The sequence below is a fragment of the Novosphingobium sp. G106 genome (assembly GCF_019075875.1).
GTDB lineage: Bacteria > Pseudomonadota > Alphaproteobacteria > Sphingomonadales > Sphingomonadaceae > Novosphingobium.
Window position 1 is genome coordinate 300,845 of record NZ_JAHOOZ010000003.1, and the last position, 17,728, is coordinate 318,572.

The window sequence follows — 17,728 nt, forward strand, 5'->3', positions numbered from 1 at the left end:
GAGCGCTGCTCACGGCAGGGAGCCGTACTGCACCCAAGTAAATTAAGGATAACAACAAAGAACCCTTGCCGGGGTCCAACCGTATAGTCGCGCGGTGCATCTCCGGCGCGTGAGAACACGGCCATATAGGTTCTGGTCGCGGCCGTTGCCGTCGGGGGAGGTCGTGCCGGTGTTCTGAAACTATCGGCGGCATGCACCGATGTTGTATCATTCGGGGCAACGCAGGAGATGACATGCGTAAGACAATCCCCCCTGAGCGCCGAGGCCATGATAACTTTGATGGCGCTGCCAGCCACAGCGCAAGTTACGCAGCAGACCTCGCCCCGGGGACATCCTCGGCTCGATCCTCGGCAAGCTGTTCGGCGGCGGACGCGTAGGTCCGGGTACGACGCTTGATGGGCAGTGGTTGTCCGGACAGACGCCGCTCAACAATCGTAAGCGGAGCCACGGCCCCGCCTTGCAGTGTTGAGGCGCAGCGCCGAGTCTCCTTGCCCTGATCGGGCGGGAGTGCGCTGCTACTATGATAATCTCGGTTGATGATCCTGTGAGCAAGGGCTCGCAGCGGTTTGAGATATTCACGGGGGCAGGCAAGCGTCGGGATTGGCCGACCGAAGTGAAGGCATCGATTGTCGCGGAGTGTTTTTCGGGCCGGGAGGGCGTCAGCGCCGTGGCGCGCCGGCATGGCCTGGACCCTTCGCAGGTTTACGGTTGGCGGCGGGACTTGCGTAAGCAGCTCGAAGCCGAGGGAGTGATCATTCCGCCGCCGAAGCCGGAAGTGGCGACCTTCGTGCCTGCCGTAATCGAACCGAGTGTTGTGACTGATCCTGCACCCAGGCGTCGTCGTCGACGCCGTGCAACAGGTGCGGTGGTCGAGTTGGAGATCGACGGCGTGGCGGTGAAGATCGGCCAAGGCGCCGACGTGGGTACGATTGCCGCAGTTATTGAAGCGCTCAGGGCCCAAAGATGATTGAGGCTGGGCGATGATCGGACCCGGTGCTGGCGCTCGCGTGATGGTGGCGACGCGCCCGGTGGATTTTCGCAAGGGACCTGACGCCCTGGCGGCGCTGGTCGGCGCCGACTATGGCGGTGATCCGTTTTACGGCGTGATCTACGTGTTCCGGGCAAAGCGCGCGGACCGGATCAAGCTGGTCTGGTGGGACGGCACCGGCCTTTGCCTGATGGCCAAGAAGCTGGAGTCAGGCGGCTTCAAGTGGCCCGGCATCCAGGACGGCGTAATGCGGCTGACGTCGGCGCAACTTGGCGCGCTTCTAGAGGGCCTCGACTGGCGCCGCGTCCATGGCGGCCGCCGCCCGATTGCCCCACAGATTGCCGGTTGACGGGGCTTTCCTCGACTGATTCACTGCTTCCATGCTCATGGCAGCGGACCTTCCCAACGACGTCGAAGCGCTCCGTGCGATGGTGCTCGAACAGGCCCGCGAGCTCGATGCCCTGAAGGATTTCCAAGCCGAGGTCGAACGCCTGAAGGCGATCATCGACGCACTGCAACGCCACCGTTTCGGCCGCCGGTCCGAACAGCTTGATCCCGATCAGTTCGAACTGGCTCTGGAGGAAGTCGAGACGGCATTGGCCGAGGCTGAGCATGCCTTGGATAAGGCGCGCCGGATGCCGGCCGATCGGCCGCGCAAGACCAACCGGGGTTCGTTGCCGGCTCATCTCGAGCGGGTCGAGCAGATCGTCGATGTCGATGACAAGGCTTGCCCTTGCTGCGGCGGTGCCCTCCACCAGATTGGCGAAGACGTGGCCGAGCGCCTCGACGTCGTGCCAACCACCTTCCGTGTGCTGGTGACGCGCCGCCCCCGCTATGGTTGTCGCTCTTGCGAGAGCGCGGTCGTGCAGGCTCCCGCGCCGGCGCGGATCATCGAAGGCGGCATTCCGACCGAAGCCCTGATCGCGCAGGTGCTTGTCGCCAAGTACGCCGATCACCTGCCATTGTACCGGCAGGCACAGATCTACGCCCGCCAAGGCATCCAGCTCGATCGCTCGACACTGGCCGACTGGGTTGGCCGGGCTGCCTGGTATCTACGCCCGTTGCGCGATCATGTGCTGGAACGGCTTCGACGATCGGATCGGCTCTTCGCCGACGAGATCACCGCACCAGTGCTCGATCCTGGGCGCGGGCGGACCAAAACTGGCCAGATATGGGCCTATGCGCGCGATGATCGGCCATGGGGCGGTGATGACCCGCCGATGATCGCCTACGTCTATGCCGCCGATCGGAAGAGCGAACGGGCGGAGGCTCATCTTTGCGATTTTGCCGGCATCCTGCAGGTCGATGGCTATGGCGGTTACGCCGCGCTCGCGAAGCGTCGGCAGCAGGTGCGCCTAGCCTTCTGCTGGGCGCATGTGCGCCGGAAGTTTTACGAACTCGCCGATACCTCGCCGGTCGCAACGGAGGTGCTGCGCCGTGTTGCCTCGCTCTACGCCATTGAGGAAGAGGTCCGGGGATTGCCGGCCGAAGAGCGCCGTGCCGTTCGGCACGATCGCAGCCGCATCATCGTCGATGACCTTCGCCAGTATCTCGAAGCCCGGCACCGGCAGATCAGCGCCAAAGCGAAGCTCGGCGAGGCGATCCGCTACGCACTTACCCGCTGGGACGGCCTGTCACGCTTCCTCGACGATGGCCGCCTCGACCTCGACAGCAACACTGTCGAACGGAGCATCAGGCCATTGGCCCTCAATCGGAAGAATGCCCTGTTCGCTGGCTCTGACGAAGGCGGCGACAACTGGGCGGTGATCGCAACCCTCATCGAGAACTGCAAGATCTCCGGTCTCAACCCTCACGCCTGGCTGACCGGGGTACTCACCAAGCTGGCCGGGGGACATCCTGCCAATGCCGTCGGCGAACTCATGCCTTGGACCGCCGTGGTCTGAGAACATCGGTTACTAACAATCAACAGTCTGAGTTCGAGAGCCGCGTCGACGTCGAAGTTCGATCCGGGAATGCAGACCGAAGCACTGGCGCGCGCCTAAAATCCGATTATGCACTATTTAGTGCAGCTCGAGAGCCAGTATGCTGCTTCGCCGTTCAGGAGCGGGCGGACTTGGCCGATCGCTACACCGCCTTGACGCAAGTGCTCGCGGACCGCGGCTATGGCAGCGGAGCGACGACAGCAGCGACTGCGACTGCGGACGTCGCGTCCGGCCGCGCGGAGTTCAACAGCCGGGTGGACGCGGCTTTGGCGGCGCGTCGCATCACACGCACTCAAGGAACACGCCTGAAGGCCGATTATGCGGCTGCAGTTCAGCTCGAATCAAGGCACTTGCGCGATGGCGCAATCACTGCAGCCGAGCGAGATGACCTCGACGCCCGCCTAGACGCACTTGATGCCAAGCTTGGTGATAGCGGCTCACCAGGCGCGAACTTAACGCCACGAGCACGGCTCGATGCCATTGCACGTACGCTTCCTGCCAGCGGCCTCACTCGCGGGGCAAACGCCCAGATTCTTGTGGAGCTGGGTGACTTGACGCGCCTCGCGGATGCCTATGCCCGAACTAACACCTCCATCGAGGAGCAAGCGTATCTGAATCGCCGAGTGGAAGACGTCGAGACGCGCGTGCGGCAACGTCCATGAAGGCGGTCTGTCGGTGTGCCGTTTGATAAGTCCATTTGATTAGGATGCGGCCACGCCACCAGTCAGCGGTTACTTAACGTCGGACAACGGCCAATTCAGCATCACGTTCAGTGAGCTATGTCAGCTTACCCTTGCAACATCATGAACGAAGGGAATGGACGTGGCTACTTCAAAAACGATCGTATTCGCGAGCCTGCTCGGGGTGAGTGCCGCCGCCTCCCTACCGTCGGCGGCATTTGCACGCGATCATTGGGGGCACCGCTACTCGGAAGAATACTACCAGGATGGCGATTGGCGGGATCATCGGGGCTATCGCGACAGCTATGAGGATCCTCACTACTATCGCGAGCGTCCGCGTTATGTGAACCGTCCGCGCTATCGCTGCCGCTCCGGCGGCACGACCGGGGCGATCGTCGGTGGCGCCCTGGGCGCGCTGCTTGGCCGCGGTGTCGACCGCAGTGGTGATCGGGCCGTCGGCACCATTCTCGGAGCCGGTGGCGGGGCGCTTATCGGACGCGAAATTGAGCGCAATAGACATTGCTAATCAAGGTCTTGTCCGTTCCATGAAAATGGTCAGCTGAGCAACGGCCCGGCTGATGTTCGGGGGCGTCGACGGGCAAAGGAACACTATTCTTCCCAAATGGATCTGGGACAAGTTGTATGCCTGTCGACTTTAGTCCGCGAGCATCAAAAACTGACACGAAACCGGATGTTGCCTTTGCCCGATGGGGAAGCGGCTACGGCCATAGATACGGCCACAGACTAGAGCGCACGTTTGGGCGAATAGAACGGGAAATCATCACAGCGGCTGACCGGGGTGAAATTACCTCCAAGGAAGAGTGCAGGCTCCTTCACCAGCTTGCCGAAATTGATTGTCTGTACGACGGCCTTCGCTCGAAAGCCCTCGGCTACCCTGAACGCAGGGCTATCATACAGCGTCTCCGTCTCATCCGCTCAGATTTACCAGGACAGGACACGTAAAGGCCGCTGCCGGGATTAATCCGTCCAAGGGGCAATAAGTTAAGTTTGGGTTCAGCGGGATTTTGGCCTGTTAACAGCTTAGCTTCGACTCAGCTCATGAGAAGCCCAGTTCGGAGCGGGAGATGAATCATGCTTACCACAATCAGGAAGTTTGCGCTTGCTTTGGCACTGACCGCTACCACACTGGCCGTCGCCTCTCCGGCCTCGGCGCACGATCGCTATTATCGTCATCATCACGGCAACGACGGTGCAGCGATTGCCATCGGTGCGGGGATAATCGGTCTGGCTGTTGGCGCAGCCATCGCGTCCAACAATGACCGTCGCTATGACGAGAGATATTATTACTACGATAGCGGTTATTATTATCCTCGCCATCGGAGATATTATTACCGCCGACATTACAACCAATATTACTATGAAGGATACCCGGTATATCGCGATTACAACGGATATGACAATTATTACCAGTATCGCTATAAGAATGATGACGACGATGATGATTGACCCCCAGCGCCCTCGAAAATCTGCAAGTGCGGTGATTTCGGCGGGTGCCCGACTCATAGAAGTTAAATGATATCCTTCGAGGGTGTCGGTCAGTGACTGTGCCATCGATGGCCACAATTCGTATTGTTCCGTGTATCGCCGAAGAATGCGAGGTCGCAACATGTCGGGACAGCTGTTAACCTGTAGCCTGCGCGCGTCGGCCTGCGCAAAACCCCTGCAGGAGGAGTACATCCGCTCCCGCAGCTTCAGCCTCGGCGGCAATCGCTGGGACACCAAGGGCATTAAAAAGGGCGGCCATGGCCGACCTGGTCGAAGTTCGATTCTCATTGATGATTCCTCCTGTCGGCGCTACCGCTACTGATACTGCGAACGAGTCGCAGCGCTGGAGCTGGCAATCAGTGCGCTTCCCGATGCGTCTGACTTCGGTCAGCCTGCCGAGCCCCAAATCCCCGGTCTATCAAGTGCGCCTCCGGCGTCCCGGGGAGTGGCGAATCTGGTCTGGCAGCAGCTTTGTAATGCTCGAAGCGGGAAGCGGCAGGATCCTTTCCACCTACGATGCGGCAAACGGGCCTTTGGCCAACAGGATACTGGACAGCGCCTTTCCTGTGCACAGCGGGGAGGCCGCCGGGCTTCCCGGACGCATACTGGTAGCTCTCGCAGGCCTGTCTCTGCCCCTCCTCTATGCCACTGGACTCTGGGCTTGGCTTCGCCGGCGTCGCATCAACAAATCGATCAAGGCCTGCGAGGCATCTAATCCGATCAACACTGGATTTGCGGCTTAGGATTGTTCGATTGTCAGGTGGGCAATCTCGTGAACATCGGTTATCCTTGGCGCGAAAGAGGAACGTAGGTTCGGGATGCGGCTCGGTCTTGCCGAGTAAGAGCAGCGCCAGCGCCGGAGTGATCGTTACAGCAACTGCCAGCGAGGCGAGCACCGCGAGCAGGAACGACAGCGCAAGCGGCGCGAAGAAAGCGCCCTGCAAGCCGGTAAGGAAAAGGATCGGGGCGATCGTCAGGGCGAGCAGGTAGGTCGCATAGACGACCGGCGCGCGCACTTCGACCGTAGCGTCAGAAATGATCCCCCGACGTCCAGCCGGCGATGCCCCGCGCAGGCGGCGGACGATGTTCTCTACGCCGACCACCGCGTCATCGACCACCACGCCGAGCGCAACGGTTAGGCCGCCCAGAGTCATGGTGTTGATCGTCTGGTCCATCGCATAGAGCACAATCAGCGCGGCGAGCAGCGACAGCGGGATCGAAACGAAGGCGATCAGCGCGACCCTTAGGTTGCGCAGAAAGGCGAACAGTACCAGCCCGATCATGGCCGCGCCAATCAGGAGATCGATCGACATTCCGTGGAGCGCGGTCTCAATGAAGTTCGCCGGGCGGTGCAACGCCGGGTAGACCCGAATGCCCTGTGCCGCGAACACGGGTTTCATGTCGGCAAGGGTTGCCTCGACCGCGCGGGTCGCTTCGAGCGTGTTGGCGCCGTATTGGCTCGACAGAGAAACGAGGACGCCGGGCCGCCCCATCACAAGCGCATCGCCGAACTGCGGTCCGGCGGCGAGTGTTACGTCGGCAAGGTCGCGCAAAGCGATCGAACCGCCGCTGCCGGCCGGGATCAGCGCGGAGCCCAGCGTTGACGCGTCGATCATGCCGTTTGTCGGGCGAACGAGAATGCGCTGATTGGCTGTCTCAGTGAAGCCGCCGCCGCGTACCGCGGTCAGCGCAGCGATGGCGTTGGAGACTTCAGCAAGTGAGACTTGGCGGGCAGCAAGCTCGGCCGGACGAAGTCGCACCTCGAAGCGCGATCCCGCCGAACCATAGACTGTGGCCCCGGCGACGCCTCGTGTCGCCAGAAGGCGCGGGCGCACGGTCCAGTCGGCGAATGCGCGCAACTGACGTGGATCGAGTTTGTCGCTGACCAAGCCGATCTTGATGAGGTCCATGGTCGAGGAGGTGAGGGGCGAAAGCCTTGGCGCTGCCACCCCTGTGGGTAGCGAGCCGGTCGTGCCTGCCAGCGCCTACCCGCTGATGGAACTCAACGTCCTCGGGGTGCGGTTCCCCCTCCTGCACCATCCCATCGCCGAAGAACCGGCGAGCAAGGTCAACCACATCGCCATGTCCAGTTCGCTGGGTCCGACGTGCTGAGGGTCGGTGTGTGGTGCAAGGGTGGCTGGGCCGATTCAAAAGCGTCGCCCCTTCGCTGAACCGCCGATAGCCTGGTACTCGTTGGAGGCCCCGGCCCATGTCTAAGCGACCGCCCGAAGACATCGACCCCCAGCGTGAGGACGTAGCTGCCCGGCCGCGCCGTCGTCGGGATCGGGCCAGGCCAGAGCCAAGTGCTTCGCTGCGAGCCGACAAGCCAAAGGCGCTCGCCCAGGCTCTGAAGCGTCCTTCCGCCCCGGCGATTATGTTCGAGCGCGAGGGTGAAGGCTACATCGCCACGGCCCCGCACAACGACAACGACCTATGGGACCTGCAAATCGCGAGGGCATTCGGTACGCGGTCACAGTCCGTGATGCGAGCGTTTCTGATCCAGCTCGAAGCGTTGTGCACCAGGGCATGGGACGATCAGGACCGGGCCTGGAAGACCAACGAAAGCGAGTTCACCGCGATCCTGTCGATGGTCAACGATCTTCAGCCCCGGAATACCGCGGAGGCGGGCTTGGCCGCGCAAATCGTGCTTATCCACCTGATGGTGATGAGGCTGGGCAAGCAGGCACTCAACAGCGGCGGGATGATCATGGAGCGGGACGCGGCGCTGACCGGGAAGCTCGCCCGAACCTACGCCATGCTTATGGAGACCTACCAGGGTCTTCGCGGCAAGCGGCGCACCAGCAAGCAGAACATCACCGTGCGCCATGAAAAGCACGTCCATCATCATCAACACGTCCACCTGAAAGGGGGTACCTCCGAAAATGAACGCCAGCCCCATGAGCCTACAGCCGCCGCAGTTGGCGAGCGCGCGCAGATGCAAGGCGACGAACCGCGCGGGCAAGTCCTGCGGTTGCCCGGCAGCAAAGGAAAGTCGGTTTGTAGATCCCATGGAGCCGGCGGCGGTGGTCCGCTCGGTCCTGCCAACGGCGCCTGGAAGCATGGAGGTCGGTCGAATGACGCGATTGCCCTGCGCCGTGCCGCCTCCCGACTGTTGAAGGAACTGGCCGATGCTTGATCCCTCGGACTATCCGCCCGGCCCGAACGGTATGGCCCAGCTATGCGAAGACCGGATTGCAGAGCTTGAAGCGAAGCGGGCCGCGGCGAAGACGCGCGCCGAGCGCAAACCGATCAACCGGCAGCTTCACACGGTCAGGCAGCTACTCCGGTTCGCGGTGTCGCGGGCAGGCTATCGAGCGCCCACGAGCTGACAGGAATTATGCGAGGCGCGCTGGATCCTCGACAACCTGGGCTTTCACTATAAGCCCGAGCGCGGACCAAATTGGCTTGAAGCGATCACCGTGCGGACCAACGGGCTCGCACACCTCGGCCGTTTCACAGAGACCGAGCGTCCTCAAAACATTCAGCGTACCTAACTGGCAGCGATCCGACAAAAGCGCCCGGCGCTGTGCTGGGGTAAGGCGACCTACTATCCCCTCGACGTGAGCGGTATTCATGAATGGCGCCCTGAAGATTGATCCAAGTTAACGATCATGCCCGAAAAAGAAGGTCCCCGCTTCAGCGGAGGCAAAGTGCAGGGCCTCAATCGCATCGCACGCGGTTAAGGTGACTGGACCGTAACACACGGGTTTGCCGGGCAATCGTTGGGAATGCGCAATCCGAAATAGATGTGGCCATGCGTCTAGGCTCCGGATCGGTATTCGGCGTCCCGCCACGACTCCGCATGGAAGGAACCGACTCCGCGTAGTGCAGTTAGACAGGGGTAAGCCGAACAATGGAGCGGCGACAAGGCTTACGCTAATCTAACAGCGCGCGAGGATTGAACCCAATGGCAGCCGAAAGCGCTTCAGAATGTCTGGCTCGTGCGGGAGCAGAGCGAGCCCTTGCCGAAGCTGCAACCCTTCAAAGGGTGCGTGAACAGCACTTGCGATCTGCCGAGAGGTGGGACGACCTGGCCTCGGAGTTTAGGGTTCGAGCTGAGGCCCAAGCGCTGATTAGGGAAGGAGATGCGGAGCGGAGAAGTGTGGTGGCAGCCGAACGGGGCAAAAAGGGGGCAGTCAACGCATGGTAACAATGACGGCGGAAGAGCGTTCTGAAGCTGCTCGCAGGGTGCCGAAGAACGATGGCGCAAGGACTGCTAGTCCAACTTTGCCGTTCTGCTGCCGCATCAATCAGCCAGCAACGCTGCCTCTCTACGATCTCACTTAAGCGGCGGATTGAAATAAGGCGTCAGCCACATGGTCGCTGCTCACCGGTCGACGCTTCATGTCCACGTATCGCTCTAGGTTGTGTGGACTCTTAGGATTCCCATTTTTGGCAAAGTCTGATTCAAGGCTGTCTTTTGGAGGCGGCTTTGGGTGTGATGGACCGATTGGTGTTGAGCGATGCGGCGTGGGAGCGGATGGCTCCTTTGATCATCGGACGCCCTGATCAGAAGGGCTCGACCGGCCGGGACAACCGCATGTTCGTCGAGGCAGTTCTCTGGATCGTGCGGACGGGTTCGCCCTGGCGCGACCTTCCTGAGGTGTTCGGAGACTGGAACAGCGTGTTCCGGCGCTTCAGCCGATGGAGCGCGAAGGGTGTCTGGTGGCGGATATTCGAGGCGATGTCCGATGATCCGGACTTCGAGTATCTGATCGTAGATTCCACCGTGGTTCGCGCTCACCAACATGCAGCGGGGGCCAAAAAGGGGTCTGAAGATCAAGCCATCGGCCGTTCCCGCGGCGGCTTGAGCACCAAGATCCACCTTGCGGTTCGCGGTCTGGGCTGCCCAGTACGGTTTTGCTCTTACCGCCGGTCATCGCGGCGATGTGCCGCAAGCCGCACCGCTGATCGGAGGGCTCCCCGCCAAGGTCGTCATGGCCGATACCGCCTACGATGCCGACCACTTCCGTCAGGCCATCGCGGCAAAGGGCGCTGTCGCTGTCATACCCAGTAACCCGTCGCGCGCCCGCAAGCATCCACTCGACAAGCATCTCTACGCGCAACGCCATCTCGTCGAATGCTGCTTCAGCAAGCTCAAGCAGTTCCGTCGGGTCGCCACTCGCTTCGAGAAAACCGCTCGAAACTATCGCGCCGTCGTCACCCTCGCCGCAATCGTCCTATGGCTCAGATAAGTGTCCACACAACCTAGCCTGCGAGACAACGTTGACCGGCCGATTTTGAGCCGGCGGGCAACCTCGCTCGCATTGCCTTCGTAGCGACGCATTGCATACTCGATAATGTCGGCCTCGATCTCGCGGAACGTTCGAATTTCACCGTCCGTTCCAAAAATCGAGATAGTTACAACCTCGGTCACCGTCATCGCGCGTCCCTTTTTTCGCGCGCCAAAACCGTCCGGTGGGCTAAAAGTTCCCAGCAGTTGGTGCTTGTTACAGGTGCACCTTGCTGCCTGGTTGGTTATTCCCAACATCACCAATGCTTAAGACATTTGACGGTCTATGCGCCCGTGCTGTCGTAATGATCCAGGCCCCCAAGCCGTTGACCAGATTGGGGCGGCGGCACACATCGATCCATGGGGATAAGTGAGAGACGTTCCGCAGCGCCGTGCCGCGAAGTTCATTGCGAACGGTTCTCGTTCGACCGGATCACCGCCAGGAGTTGCTTCCTAAGGCTCGGGCTAGCGAGGTGACCAAGGACAGCGCTGTAGCCCTCTCGTATCATCACACGCTCGATTTCTTTGACGTTTCGGAATTTGCCGCTCTTCGCCAACTCGAAAGCGCGGGCGACCGGGTGATGAGTTTTCATGGTTCGAGGGTCGGTGCGATCTTGACGAAGCTCCGCCGAAGCTTGGAGCAGCAGGTTCCTACAAAGCTAATGGCCAGGGTTTCCCCACCGCCGGCCAAGCACTCCCGATTTGCCCCTGGGAACGCTGTAGGCATGACGGCGCGCGGTCGTGGCATCCTCAGTTGGGAAACCGTGTTAACCTTGAAAAAGCCCCCCGGCCGGCAGGGTCGGGGGCAAGGTGGAAGGTCGGTCAACCCTCGTGTCGCATGCCGCGTCAGGGGGTGAGCGGCGGCACATTGGTAAAACGCACTCGACCCCAAAGTGTATCCGGCGCGCAAAAGAAACCCCCGCCGAAGCGGGGGCAGGTGCGTAAGGCCTAGGCAGGTCGCATGCCCATGATATTCCAAACCTACGCCTTCCCCGCGGAAGCGCCTAATTGCCGTTTGCCAAGCTGACTGAACGAAACTCAGAAGCCAAAGAGGCCGCTTGCATGGACAAGCGGCCTCTAAGGTTAATCGAACAGCCGATGAGCGTTTCGGCCAGTCAGAGGAAGAACGGTGCTTGCTTCCGAGGTTTAAGCCTTGGCGCTACAAGCGTCCTTGCTGCCAGGGTGAAGCGGCAGCAGGGCGCTCGGGCGGTGGGAGTGTCCATACCAACGCGCCATGCCTTCGCTTGTCGAGGTCAGCAAGCTAAGGTAGTTCAATAACGCTGGCCTGATCGGACGTTCCCTCCGGACAAAAAAATACCCCCGCCGAGGCGAGGGTAGAGGTTTTGGCATGTCGGAAAAGTGAATGCCGGCGATATTGCCGACAAGTTTGAGACGCCGCTACGGTCAGAAATACTCACCCTTACCAACGGCATATTTGTTCTGCCGTGAGGAGAAGCCCAGCGCGTCGATATGGGCGATGAGGCGCTCGATCAGGTCTTCTTGCTCGGCGCGGGTGAGCCAGCGGGTGGCCTGACCCAACAGGTTGGTGGGGGAGCGCGTAAGTGCCCCCTATGTTGCGGACTTGGTTGCCCATGGTCACCGCCTCCGCTTGTCGAGGGCGTCGAGCAGCGAGGTTGCGATAGTGTCGCGGGTCATGGACTCTATCGCGCGAAGTTGATGAAGCACCTCTTCTTGTTGCGCCAGCGGTGCGGTGCGCAGCATCGTAACCACCAACATAAACGCCAGTTTGGCACCTGAATGGCGCTCAGCCTTGGCACGGACGCTGGCGAAGCGCAGGACGTTACCCGGGCGGTCACCATCGTCGAGAGCATCAAGCGCCCACTCGCCCATCGACTTGTAGCTACCGCGCTGACGCTTGCGGCCCTTTGCACGTGCGTCGGGGAATTGGAGAACGGCACCCATCAGCGTGCCTCCCCGAGTACGTGGCGCATGTCCGCGACGGTCTGCGCAATAGCTTGGTCTGACCACGATCCGGTCTGAGCGTCCGCGCTCGCCAGAAGATATTCGAGCTTCCAGAGAAGCGCCGGCAGGGTCGGCGCTGGTATCTCCATCAACGCCCAACGCGTTTCGTGCTCTCGGTCTCCCAGCTTGTCGGCCTTGTCGTCGGCCTCGCCATAGCCCAGCCGATCCCGGATCGCGTCGAGTTGGGCTTGCCGCTCGTCCGCCGCCTGCACCAGCAGCCTGTCGAGCCGGAAGCGCTCTTGGACATCGGGGATATCATCGAGCCTGCAACGCCCTTCGGCCACGTCGGCCAGCCTCCTGCGCGAGCGGGTGACCTGCCACTGATCGTGCGTGGCAAGCTCGATTGGCCCGGAATATCCGACCACAACGTGCGGCAAGGCTTCGGTCTGTCGCGAGTATTCCTCCAGCAGTTTCAGGAAGCCGGGCGTGAACGCGTCGCTGGCTTCCTTTGGCTTCAAGGTGCACGCGCATGGCGGCATCCCAGTCCGCGTTATTAGCGGCTTCGATTGCAAAAGCCGGCATGGTTGCCAGCATGGCGATTGCGGGGGGTGGCCATGAGCAATGCTCGCCTGTTCAGCTCAGTTATTGCCGCCTCCCGCGTTTGCGATGGTTGTACGCAGGTGACGAAACAGCGCCGTCTTTTCGTTGGCGGTCAGGCTGGTGATCATCATCTGACCCAGCGCCAGTTCGGCGTCGGTCTGATTGCCGATGATGAGGGCCAAGCCGAGGCTGTTATCGCCGACGTCGTAGCCACCGCCGAGGGCGGCGAAGTCCGTAAGCCAGGCTTGGGCGTCGAAGGCGTGCACGATCGGCACGCCCATGTTAGTGGCGTTCATAGTCGTTTCCTTGTTGCTGCAAGGTTGCGATTAGGCTCGGCTTCCCGTTGCTGCGGGTTGTCGGGCCGTCTCGTTACGTAACGGAGCATCATGCTACCGTCAATAGCGTTACGTAACGGATTGCACTTTGAGCCGATGTGCGTTACGTCACGCTCATGTCTCCTATGAGCAATGCTGAGCGCCAGAAGCTCCACCGACAGCGCCTTCGCGAACGCGCTTCACTCGATAACGTCAGCTCTCAGGTTCGGGCCGTGGTCGAGCGTGCGATTGAGGCCATGTGGACCTATCTCCGCAGACCTGACGATGAGGGCCGGACTGATGGGTCTCTCGATGGCATGAGCAGCATTGAAGACTTGCGGGCTTCCATGGCGGACGGCACGGGCTTGCCCGACTGGTGTCGCGATCTAATCAAATGCCCTGAGGACATGACCCCGGATGAGGCGAAGGCGATTGCTGCGGTCGTCGAGATAGCCAACGAAATAGAGCTGACCGCTTACCGGACTAAGCCAAAGGTACGCCGCCGCTAGGCTCGCTACTTCCCAGAACGCCCGGTCACTTTGTGGACCTCGCGCTTGAGAGGGGGGCAAGTCCATATCGCGCACGGCCACCATGATCGAACCTGAGGCGACAGCAAGGAAGTAGGGCAGCACGAGAAGACCGGCGAACCAGTAGGCGCGCTTCGTCGGCTCACTGATCAAGCCGACGCTGAACAGACCGTAGAGCGCAAGCGCTCCGACCAGAAAAGCGGGAAGGAACATCGGCGCGAAGATCAGGAGCAGGTTAAGGCCGGCCCGCCACGTGCGCAGGGTATCCTTGAGCCATTGCATTCGGCGATAATGCGACGAAACGCGGCTTGCGTCTAGCTAGTCAGCACAACGGCGATGAACAGCCCAAGCCCGAGGATGCCGTAACCCGCTCGGCGCGCGATTTGCTCGGGCTCGGTTTCCATCGCCGCATAGGCGGCGAGGCCTACCCCGAAGCCCGCGACAGCCATCTTCGCTAGCTCGATCACGCTCACTTGATCTCCTCGCCGCCGCCGATGGTACGGAAGCGCCCTTTCGCTTACGCTGGCCATTTAGGCTGCTGTAGGCCGATTTTGCCGAATGAGAGGCACAAAGTGTCAACCCCCGATCAATATTCGTACGGAACCCTAGTAGGCTGGACCACACAGGATCTCGGTTCGAAAGTGGTGATACGCCTGCAAAGCGTAACCACGCCGACGCCTCACTCTGAATCGGATGTCCATTCGGCCTACTTCATGATGGACAAGAACCAGGCGGTCCAACTTGGCCACTGTCTCTACGAGCTGGCCGGGCAACGAGCACCGGCGACACGGAAGCGGTTTTGGCTGCGGCGGCTTTTCGGGAATTAGCATCGGTTGGCAAAGGCTGCCTTGCAGTGTGGTCTTTCTTTGTTCTAAAATAGGGCATGCCGTCTGAGTCGCCCCCGGCCGTTGTCGCCTCTGCACTTCGAACGATCTCGCGGCCCTGGCAGAGGAGCTTGCTGAGCGGATGTGGGAGAGGCAGCGGGATCAGGAGATCGATCCCGCCTGGAAGGATGTCAGCGCCTACTGGCATCAGGCAATGATGCAGTTCGCAGAAGCCACGATCAAAATGCTCGGCCATGGATGACGCCCTCGCCGTGCTTCGGGCCGCGGTTGCACGCAGCCACGAGGGGCTGCAGACCGGTGCCGACGTTCGCTTGGCACTTCGCGCGCTGCGGTTCGTTGGAATACCCGCAGAAGCGATCAGCTATTTCTGGAGGTCATGCCAAGCCGAGAACGAGATCGGGCGTTCGCAGAGCATGAATGCCGCGCTCAACCGGGTCGGGCTCCACAGGCACGGCAAGGTGGCGCCTCGCGATCTGCCTGAGAGGAAGTAGGACATGGCCGGCGATAATGAGGTGCCGATCGAGCTGTTTGAAGGATTCCCGAGGACGCGGACCCGATGACGAAGCTGTACATGCGTGCTCAGACGGTAATCCAGGCGGCGTTCTATTCCTTAGGGGATCGCGAAATCTCGCCCGGTGAGATCACGATTGAAAACGCCGAACTGGAGACGATCCTCGCCACCGCCCTTGCCATCTTGATAGCAGCCGACCCCAGCGCAAAGTCCAAGCGCGATCTGCGCTTGCGGATCGAAGCGCATGCGAAGCACATGACCGGGTTAGCGGCGGCATTGAAGGATGCGAACGATAAGCAGGTGTTGGATGTCCTCGACATCCTGCGTCTGCGTCGATCCAAATCCAACTGAGGTGCAACGATTATCGTAATCGCAAGTAGGCCGCCGATAACAGGATTTGCCAATCGGGTGAAACTCGACCAAGGCCTGATCTCCGACCCCTCCAAGGTTGGCTACAAGGAAGGGCGTTCCGGGCTTCATCCGGGGCGCCCTTTTCGTTTGGGCCGGGCGCTGCCGCCCGAAGGTTTGGGTTTTGCACGGACGGCAGCCGGCGGCGCCCATAGCAGGTGCGACGCATTTGTCATCAGATCTCGTAGATCGCGACGGCGGAGCGATGAGGCCACGCCGCCCCTTCATCAGCCGATCAGGCTCAATAAGCCAAAAACGATACTGCTGCCTGGCGTCGCCGCATAGCGGCTCCCACCATGCCGATGCCGGCGATCAGCATCGCCCAGGTTGCCGATTCCGGAACGGGGCTAGGAATGCCTACGCTTCCCGTCGAGAAAACATTTGTGCCAGCTTCAAACGGAGTATTTTTTACGGTCAATGTCGAGAAGCCGTCGAAGTTCACCTTTCCGTAGATGGAGCGAGCGGAAAGACCGGTGAAATCAAGGGCAGGATAGGGCGATGCCGGGGGAGCCGGCGTGGTTTGGAAATTAGGCCCTGTGTAGGTGAACACGAGATTCACGATGTTGGGATCATCGGTGAAACTCGGATCAAGGATGAGACCGTTCGACGTGAACGCTGTAGTTGCGGAGATATTCGGCGAAGTCGCTGCAATCGAGCCATCGACGTAACCGGCGAAATCGTAAACGACCAGCATCGAGCCGGACTTCACGCCCTCAGTTGGCGAGAGGGAGCCACCATAACTAAATCGAAACTCCGAGTCGACCGGCGTCACGCCCTCCAAAAAATACGGTAGTCGCATGTGCCGTCGCGCTGCTCATAGCGAGGCATGTGATGGCGGCGGTCAAAGCTTCTTTTCATGGCGGAAACCCCTTCCACAAGTTGATCAAAGCCCCATTGCCTGATCATTGTCGCAACTTGAGCCAGTCGCGGCGGTTCCCTCCCATAAATCTCCCAAATATGAATTAAGCCTGTGCCATTTCGAGAAGGCGATTGGCCTCCCTTTTAAAATATTGATATGGTGTCCAAAATTTGCAGAATGAACGGGCAAGGATGCCGATTGTGTTTTTCCAATCTTGGTTAACCTTTCTGTAGGCGCACTGTCGGAGAAATCTACGAAAGAGCCGTCGGCGATCAGAGCGCGTGGATACCCGAGCCCCAGGCTGAGATGTCATCTCGACTAAAATCGCCGCCACGATTGAAGATTGTCCAGAGGCCATTGTCGCCCAAACGAACCGAAAATGCATAGGCATCATCGGCCAGCACATCCGCTTCCTTGCATTCCAGCCGGCTGACCAACTGGAACACTGCCGCCGCATCACAAGCCTTAAATTCCGCGGATCGTGACGGCTCGGTCGGCAATATCTTGTAGCTTGGCATGACTACTGCTCCGCCGTTTGAGTGAGCAATTTGTTGCAACCCTATCGGCGAGGCTTCCCCTCGGAAGCCTCGCCCAACAAGCGTAATCCTCGAACTAACAGCAATCAATGGACTTTTCAGACGCACGCAAGTGAGCCTTTCAACCACTTGCGAAGGCCCAGCTTAGAAGCAGAAATTCATTTCGACTCGCGTGGAACACGACTCGGCGCAGATGAGGTCCGAGAAGCGATGCTGTACGATCGCATCCTCAACCCCTCGCGGGCCGGGTACCGGCGCGATCCCGGCATCTTTTCGTGCCTCCTTAGTCGACGCTCGTCACCGAGCCGCCCGAGGGCGAGGAGTGGGAGCAAATATGATGGCTATCGCACGCTAATTGTCTTGGATCATGGCAAGGCCCGAGCGTTCACCGGCAATGGGCACCAGTGGACTGACCGCTATGCCCCTGTCGTCGGCGCCGCGCCAGCTGCTGCAAGACCGCGTCGATCGATGGCGAGATCATCGTCAGGACGAGCACGGACGCTCCGACTTCGCCGGCCTCCGTTCGCCATCGAGGGCGAGCCGCATCGCCTGAGTCTTCATGGCGTTCGATCTGATCGAACTGGACGGCGAGGATCTGAGATCCGAGCCCCTACGCCTGCGCCGGCTGAAGCTGCACCGCCTCGTTGGCAATCATGATCCCGGCACACCGATCCAGTTCTCAGAGAGCCAGCAGGGTTTCGGACGCGATCTGCTCGCCGCGGCCTGCGCGATGGGCCTTGAGGGCACGTAAGCAAGCGGCTCGACAGCCGCTATCGCAGCTGCCGGCAGACGAGCTGGCTCAAGATCAAATGCTATGACGAAGACGACTATGTTGTCATCGGTTGCCGGTATGAG

Annotated in this window: 24 protein-coding genes and 1 pseudogene; 15 read left to right on the forward strand and 10 right to left on the reverse strand. The window is 60.6% G+C overall.

Annotated features, from left to right (window positions below; translation table 11 throughout):
* Nucleotides 1–520: 520 nt before the first annotated feature.
* The 8 genes from KRR38_RS33600 (at nucleotide 521) to KRR38_RS38115 (ending at nucleotide 5,860) form a co-directional block, all read left to right on the forward strand.
* On the forward strand, nucleotides 521–967 hold the full coding sequence (locus KRR38_RS33600) for a transposase (protein ID WP_217407874.1): 447 nt from the start codon (nucleotides 521–523) through the stop codon (nucleotides 965–967).
* Between the two features lie 13 nt (nucleotides 968–980).
* Nucleotides 981–1,337: an IS66 family insertion sequence element accessory protein TnpB gene (gene tnpB, locus KRR38_RS33605; RefSeq protein ID WP_217407875.1), complete on the forward strand. Its 357-nt coding sequence runs from the start codon at nucleotides 981–983 to the stop codon at nucleotides 1,335–1,337.
* A 31-nt stretch (nucleotides 1,338–1,368) separates the two neighbouring features.
* Entirely contained in the window at nucleotides 1,369–2,892 is a 1,524-nt protein-coding gene (locus KRR38_RS33610) for an IS66 family transposase (protein ID WP_217408103.1), read from the forward strand.
* Between the two features lie 170 nt (nucleotides 2,893–3,062).
* Nucleotides 3,063–3,593, forward strand: a complete 531-nt coding sequence (locus KRR38_RS33615) for a hypothetical protein (protein ID WP_217408104.1) — start codon at nucleotides 3,063–3,065, stop codon at nucleotides 3,591–3,593.
* Nucleotides 3,594–3,747: 154 nt separating this feature from the next.
* Complete coding sequence (locus KRR38_RS33620; RefSeq protein WP_217408105.1) at nucleotides 3,748–4,137, forward strand: glycine zipper 2TM domain-containing protein; 390 nt, start codon at nucleotides 3,748–3,750, stop codon at nucleotides 4,135–4,137.
* A gap of 566 nt (nucleotides 4,138–4,703) precedes the next feature.
* A complete protein-coding gene (locus KRR38_RS33625) occupies nucleotides 4,704–5,078 on the forward strand; it encodes a hypothetical protein (RefSeq protein ID WP_217407878.1) in 375 nt (124 codons plus the stop codon).
* A 160-nt stretch (nucleotides 5,079–5,238) separates the two neighbouring features.
* Nucleotides 5,239–5,439 (forward strand): hypothetical protein, encoded by a 201-nt coding sequence (locus KRR38_RS33630; protein WP_217408140.1) that lies wholly within the window; start codon nucleotides 5,239–5,241, stop codon nucleotides 5,437–5,439.
* On the forward strand, nucleotides 5,408–5,860 hold the full coding sequence (locus tag KRR38_RS38115) for a PepSY domain-containing protein (RefSeq protein WP_375293495.1): 453 nt from the start codon (nucleotides 5,408–5,410) through the stop codon (nucleotides 5,858–5,860). The genes KRR38_RS33630 and KRR38_RS38115 overlap by 32 nt, the downstream gene beginning before the upstream one ends.
* Nucleotides 5,861–5,974: 114 nt before the next feature.
* On the opposite strand, the pseudogene KRR38_RS33640 reads toward KRR38_RS38115, so the two are convergent.
* Nucleotides 5,975–7,066 (reverse strand): annotated as a pseudogene (locus KRR38_RS33640) (efflux RND transporter permease subunit); the annotation flags it as partial.
* Between KRR38_RS33640 and KRR38_RS33645 the strand changes: the two are divergent.
* The 4 genes from KRR38_RS33645 to KRR38_RS33660 all read left to right on the forward strand — a co-directional run bounded on the left by KRR38_RS33645 (nucleotide 7,017) and on the right by KRR38_RS33660 (nucleotide 10,312).
* Entirely contained in the window at nucleotides 7,017–7,229 is a 213-nt protein-coding gene (locus tag KRR38_RS33645) for a hypothetical protein (RefSeq protein WP_217407880.1), read from the forward strand. The pseudogene KRR38_RS33640 and the gene KRR38_RS33645 sit on opposite strands and share 50 nt — an antisense overlap.
* Before the next feature lie 262 nt (nucleotides 7,230–7,491).
* Nucleotides 7,492–8,253 carry a hypothetical protein gene (locus tag KRR38_RS33650; RefSeq protein ID WP_217408106.1) on the forward strand — a complete coding sequence of 254 codons (762 nt, stop codon included), beginning with the start codon at nucleotides 7,492–7,494 and terminating at the stop codon, nucleotides 8,251–8,253.
* Nucleotides 8,246–8,446, forward strand: a complete 201-nt coding sequence (locus tag KRR38_RS33655) for a hypothetical protein (protein WP_217407882.1) — start codon at nucleotides 8,246–8,248, stop codon at nucleotides 8,444–8,446. Before KRR38_RS33650 ends, KRR38_RS33655 begins: the two co-directional genes overlap by 8 nt.
* Before the next feature lie 1,103 nt (nucleotides 8,447–9,549).
* Nucleotides 9,550–10,312 (forward strand): IS5 family transposase gene (locus tag KRR38_RS33660; RefSeq protein ID WP_217407883.1). Its coding sequence is split into 2 segments (ribosomal slippage): nucleotides 9,550–9,975 and nucleotides 9,977–10,312, totalling 762 coding nucleotides; the frame shifts between segments, so codons are not numbered across the junction.
* Here KRR38_RS33660 and KRR38_RS38120 read toward each other — a convergent pair.
* The 7 genes from KRR38_RS38120 to KRR38_RS33690 form a co-directional block, all read right to left on the reverse strand.
* Complete coding sequence (locus tag KRR38_RS38120) at nucleotides 10,264–10,608, reverse strand: helix-turn-helix domain-containing protein (protein WP_217407884.1); 345 nt, start codon at nucleotides 10,606–10,608, stop codon at nucleotides 10,264–10,266. The genes KRR38_RS33660 and KRR38_RS38120 overlap by 49 nt on opposite strands.
* A 1,146-nt stretch (nucleotides 10,609–11,754) precedes the next feature.
* Nucleotides 11,755–11,889: a hypothetical protein gene (locus tag KRR38_RS37175; protein ID WP_256449655.1), complete on the reverse strand. Its 135-nt coding sequence runs from the start codon at nucleotides 11,887–11,889 to the stop codon at nucleotides 11,755–11,757.
* A gap of 57 nt (nucleotides 11,890–11,946) precedes the next feature.
* Complete coding sequence (locus KRR38_RS33670; RefSeq protein ID WP_217407886.1) at nucleotides 11,947–12,273, reverse strand: hypothetical protein; 327 nt, start codon at nucleotides 12,271–12,273, stop codon at nucleotides 11,947–11,949.
* The gene (locus tag KRR38_RS33675; protein ID WP_217407887.1) at nucleotides 12,273–12,791 is read right to left on the reverse strand and encodes a hypothetical protein; all 519 of its coding nucleotides are present in this window, start codon (nucleotides 12,789–12,791) and stop codon (nucleotides 12,273–12,275) included. The genes KRR38_RS33670 and KRR38_RS33675 overlap by 1 nt, the downstream gene beginning before the upstream one ends.
* A gap of 120 nt (nucleotides 12,792–12,911) precedes the next feature.
* Nucleotides 12,912–13,169 (reverse strand): hypothetical protein, encoded by a 258-nt coding sequence (locus KRR38_RS33680; protein WP_217407888.1) that lies wholly within the window; start codon nucleotides 13,167–13,169, stop codon nucleotides 12,912–12,914.
* A gap of 404 nt (nucleotides 13,170–13,573) precedes the next feature.
* Nucleotides 13,574–13,996: a hypothetical protein gene (locus tag KRR38_RS33685; RefSeq protein WP_217407889.1), complete on the reverse strand. Its 423-nt coding sequence runs from the start codon at nucleotides 13,994–13,996 to the stop codon at nucleotides 13,574–13,576.
* 32 nt (nucleotides 13,997–14,028) lie between these two features.
* A complete protein-coding gene (locus tag KRR38_RS33690) occupies nucleotides 14,029–14,187 on the reverse strand; it encodes a hypothetical protein (RefSeq protein ID WP_217407890.1) in 159 nt (52 codons plus the stop codon).
* Nucleotides 14,188–14,792: 605 nt separating this feature from the next.
* Here KRR38_RS33690 and KRR38_RS33695 point away from each other — a divergent pair.
* Nucleotides 14,793–15,050 (forward strand): hypothetical protein, encoded by a 258-nt coding sequence (locus KRR38_RS33695; RefSeq protein WP_217407891.1) that lies wholly within the window; start codon nucleotides 14,793–14,795, stop codon nucleotides 15,048–15,050.
* A gap of 65 nt (nucleotides 15,051–15,115) precedes the next feature.
* A complete protein-coding gene (locus tag KRR38_RS33700; protein ID WP_217408107.1) occupies nucleotides 15,116–15,421 on the forward strand; it encodes a hypothetical protein in 306 nt (101 codons plus the stop codon).
* Between the two features lie 298 nt (nucleotides 15,422–15,719).
* Here KRR38_RS33700 and KRR38_RS33705 read toward each other — a convergent pair whose 3' ends face one another.
* Both KRR38_RS33705 and KRR38_RS33710 read right to left on the reverse strand, forming a co-directional pair.
* Complete coding sequence (locus KRR38_RS33705; protein WP_309141247.1) at nucleotides 15,720–16,250, reverse strand: PEPxxWA-CTERM sorting domain-containing protein; 531 nt, start codon at nucleotides 16,248–16,250, stop codon at nucleotides 15,720–15,722.
* A gap of 359 nt (nucleotides 16,251–16,609) precedes the next feature.
* The gene (locus KRR38_RS33710) at nucleotides 16,610–16,855 is read right to left on the reverse strand and encodes a hypothetical protein (RefSeq protein WP_217407894.1); all 246 of its coding nucleotides are present in this window, start codon (nucleotides 16,853–16,855) and stop codon (nucleotides 16,610–16,612) included.
* A gap of 577 nt (nucleotides 16,856–17,432) precedes the next feature.
* Between KRR38_RS33710 and KRR38_RS33715 the strand changes: the two genes are divergently transcribed.
* Entirely contained in the window at nucleotides 17,433–17,624 is a 192-nt protein-coding gene (locus tag KRR38_RS33715) for a hypothetical protein (RefSeq protein ID WP_217408108.1), read from the forward strand.
* The last annotated feature ends 104 nt before the right edge of the window (nucleotides 17,625–17,728 follow it).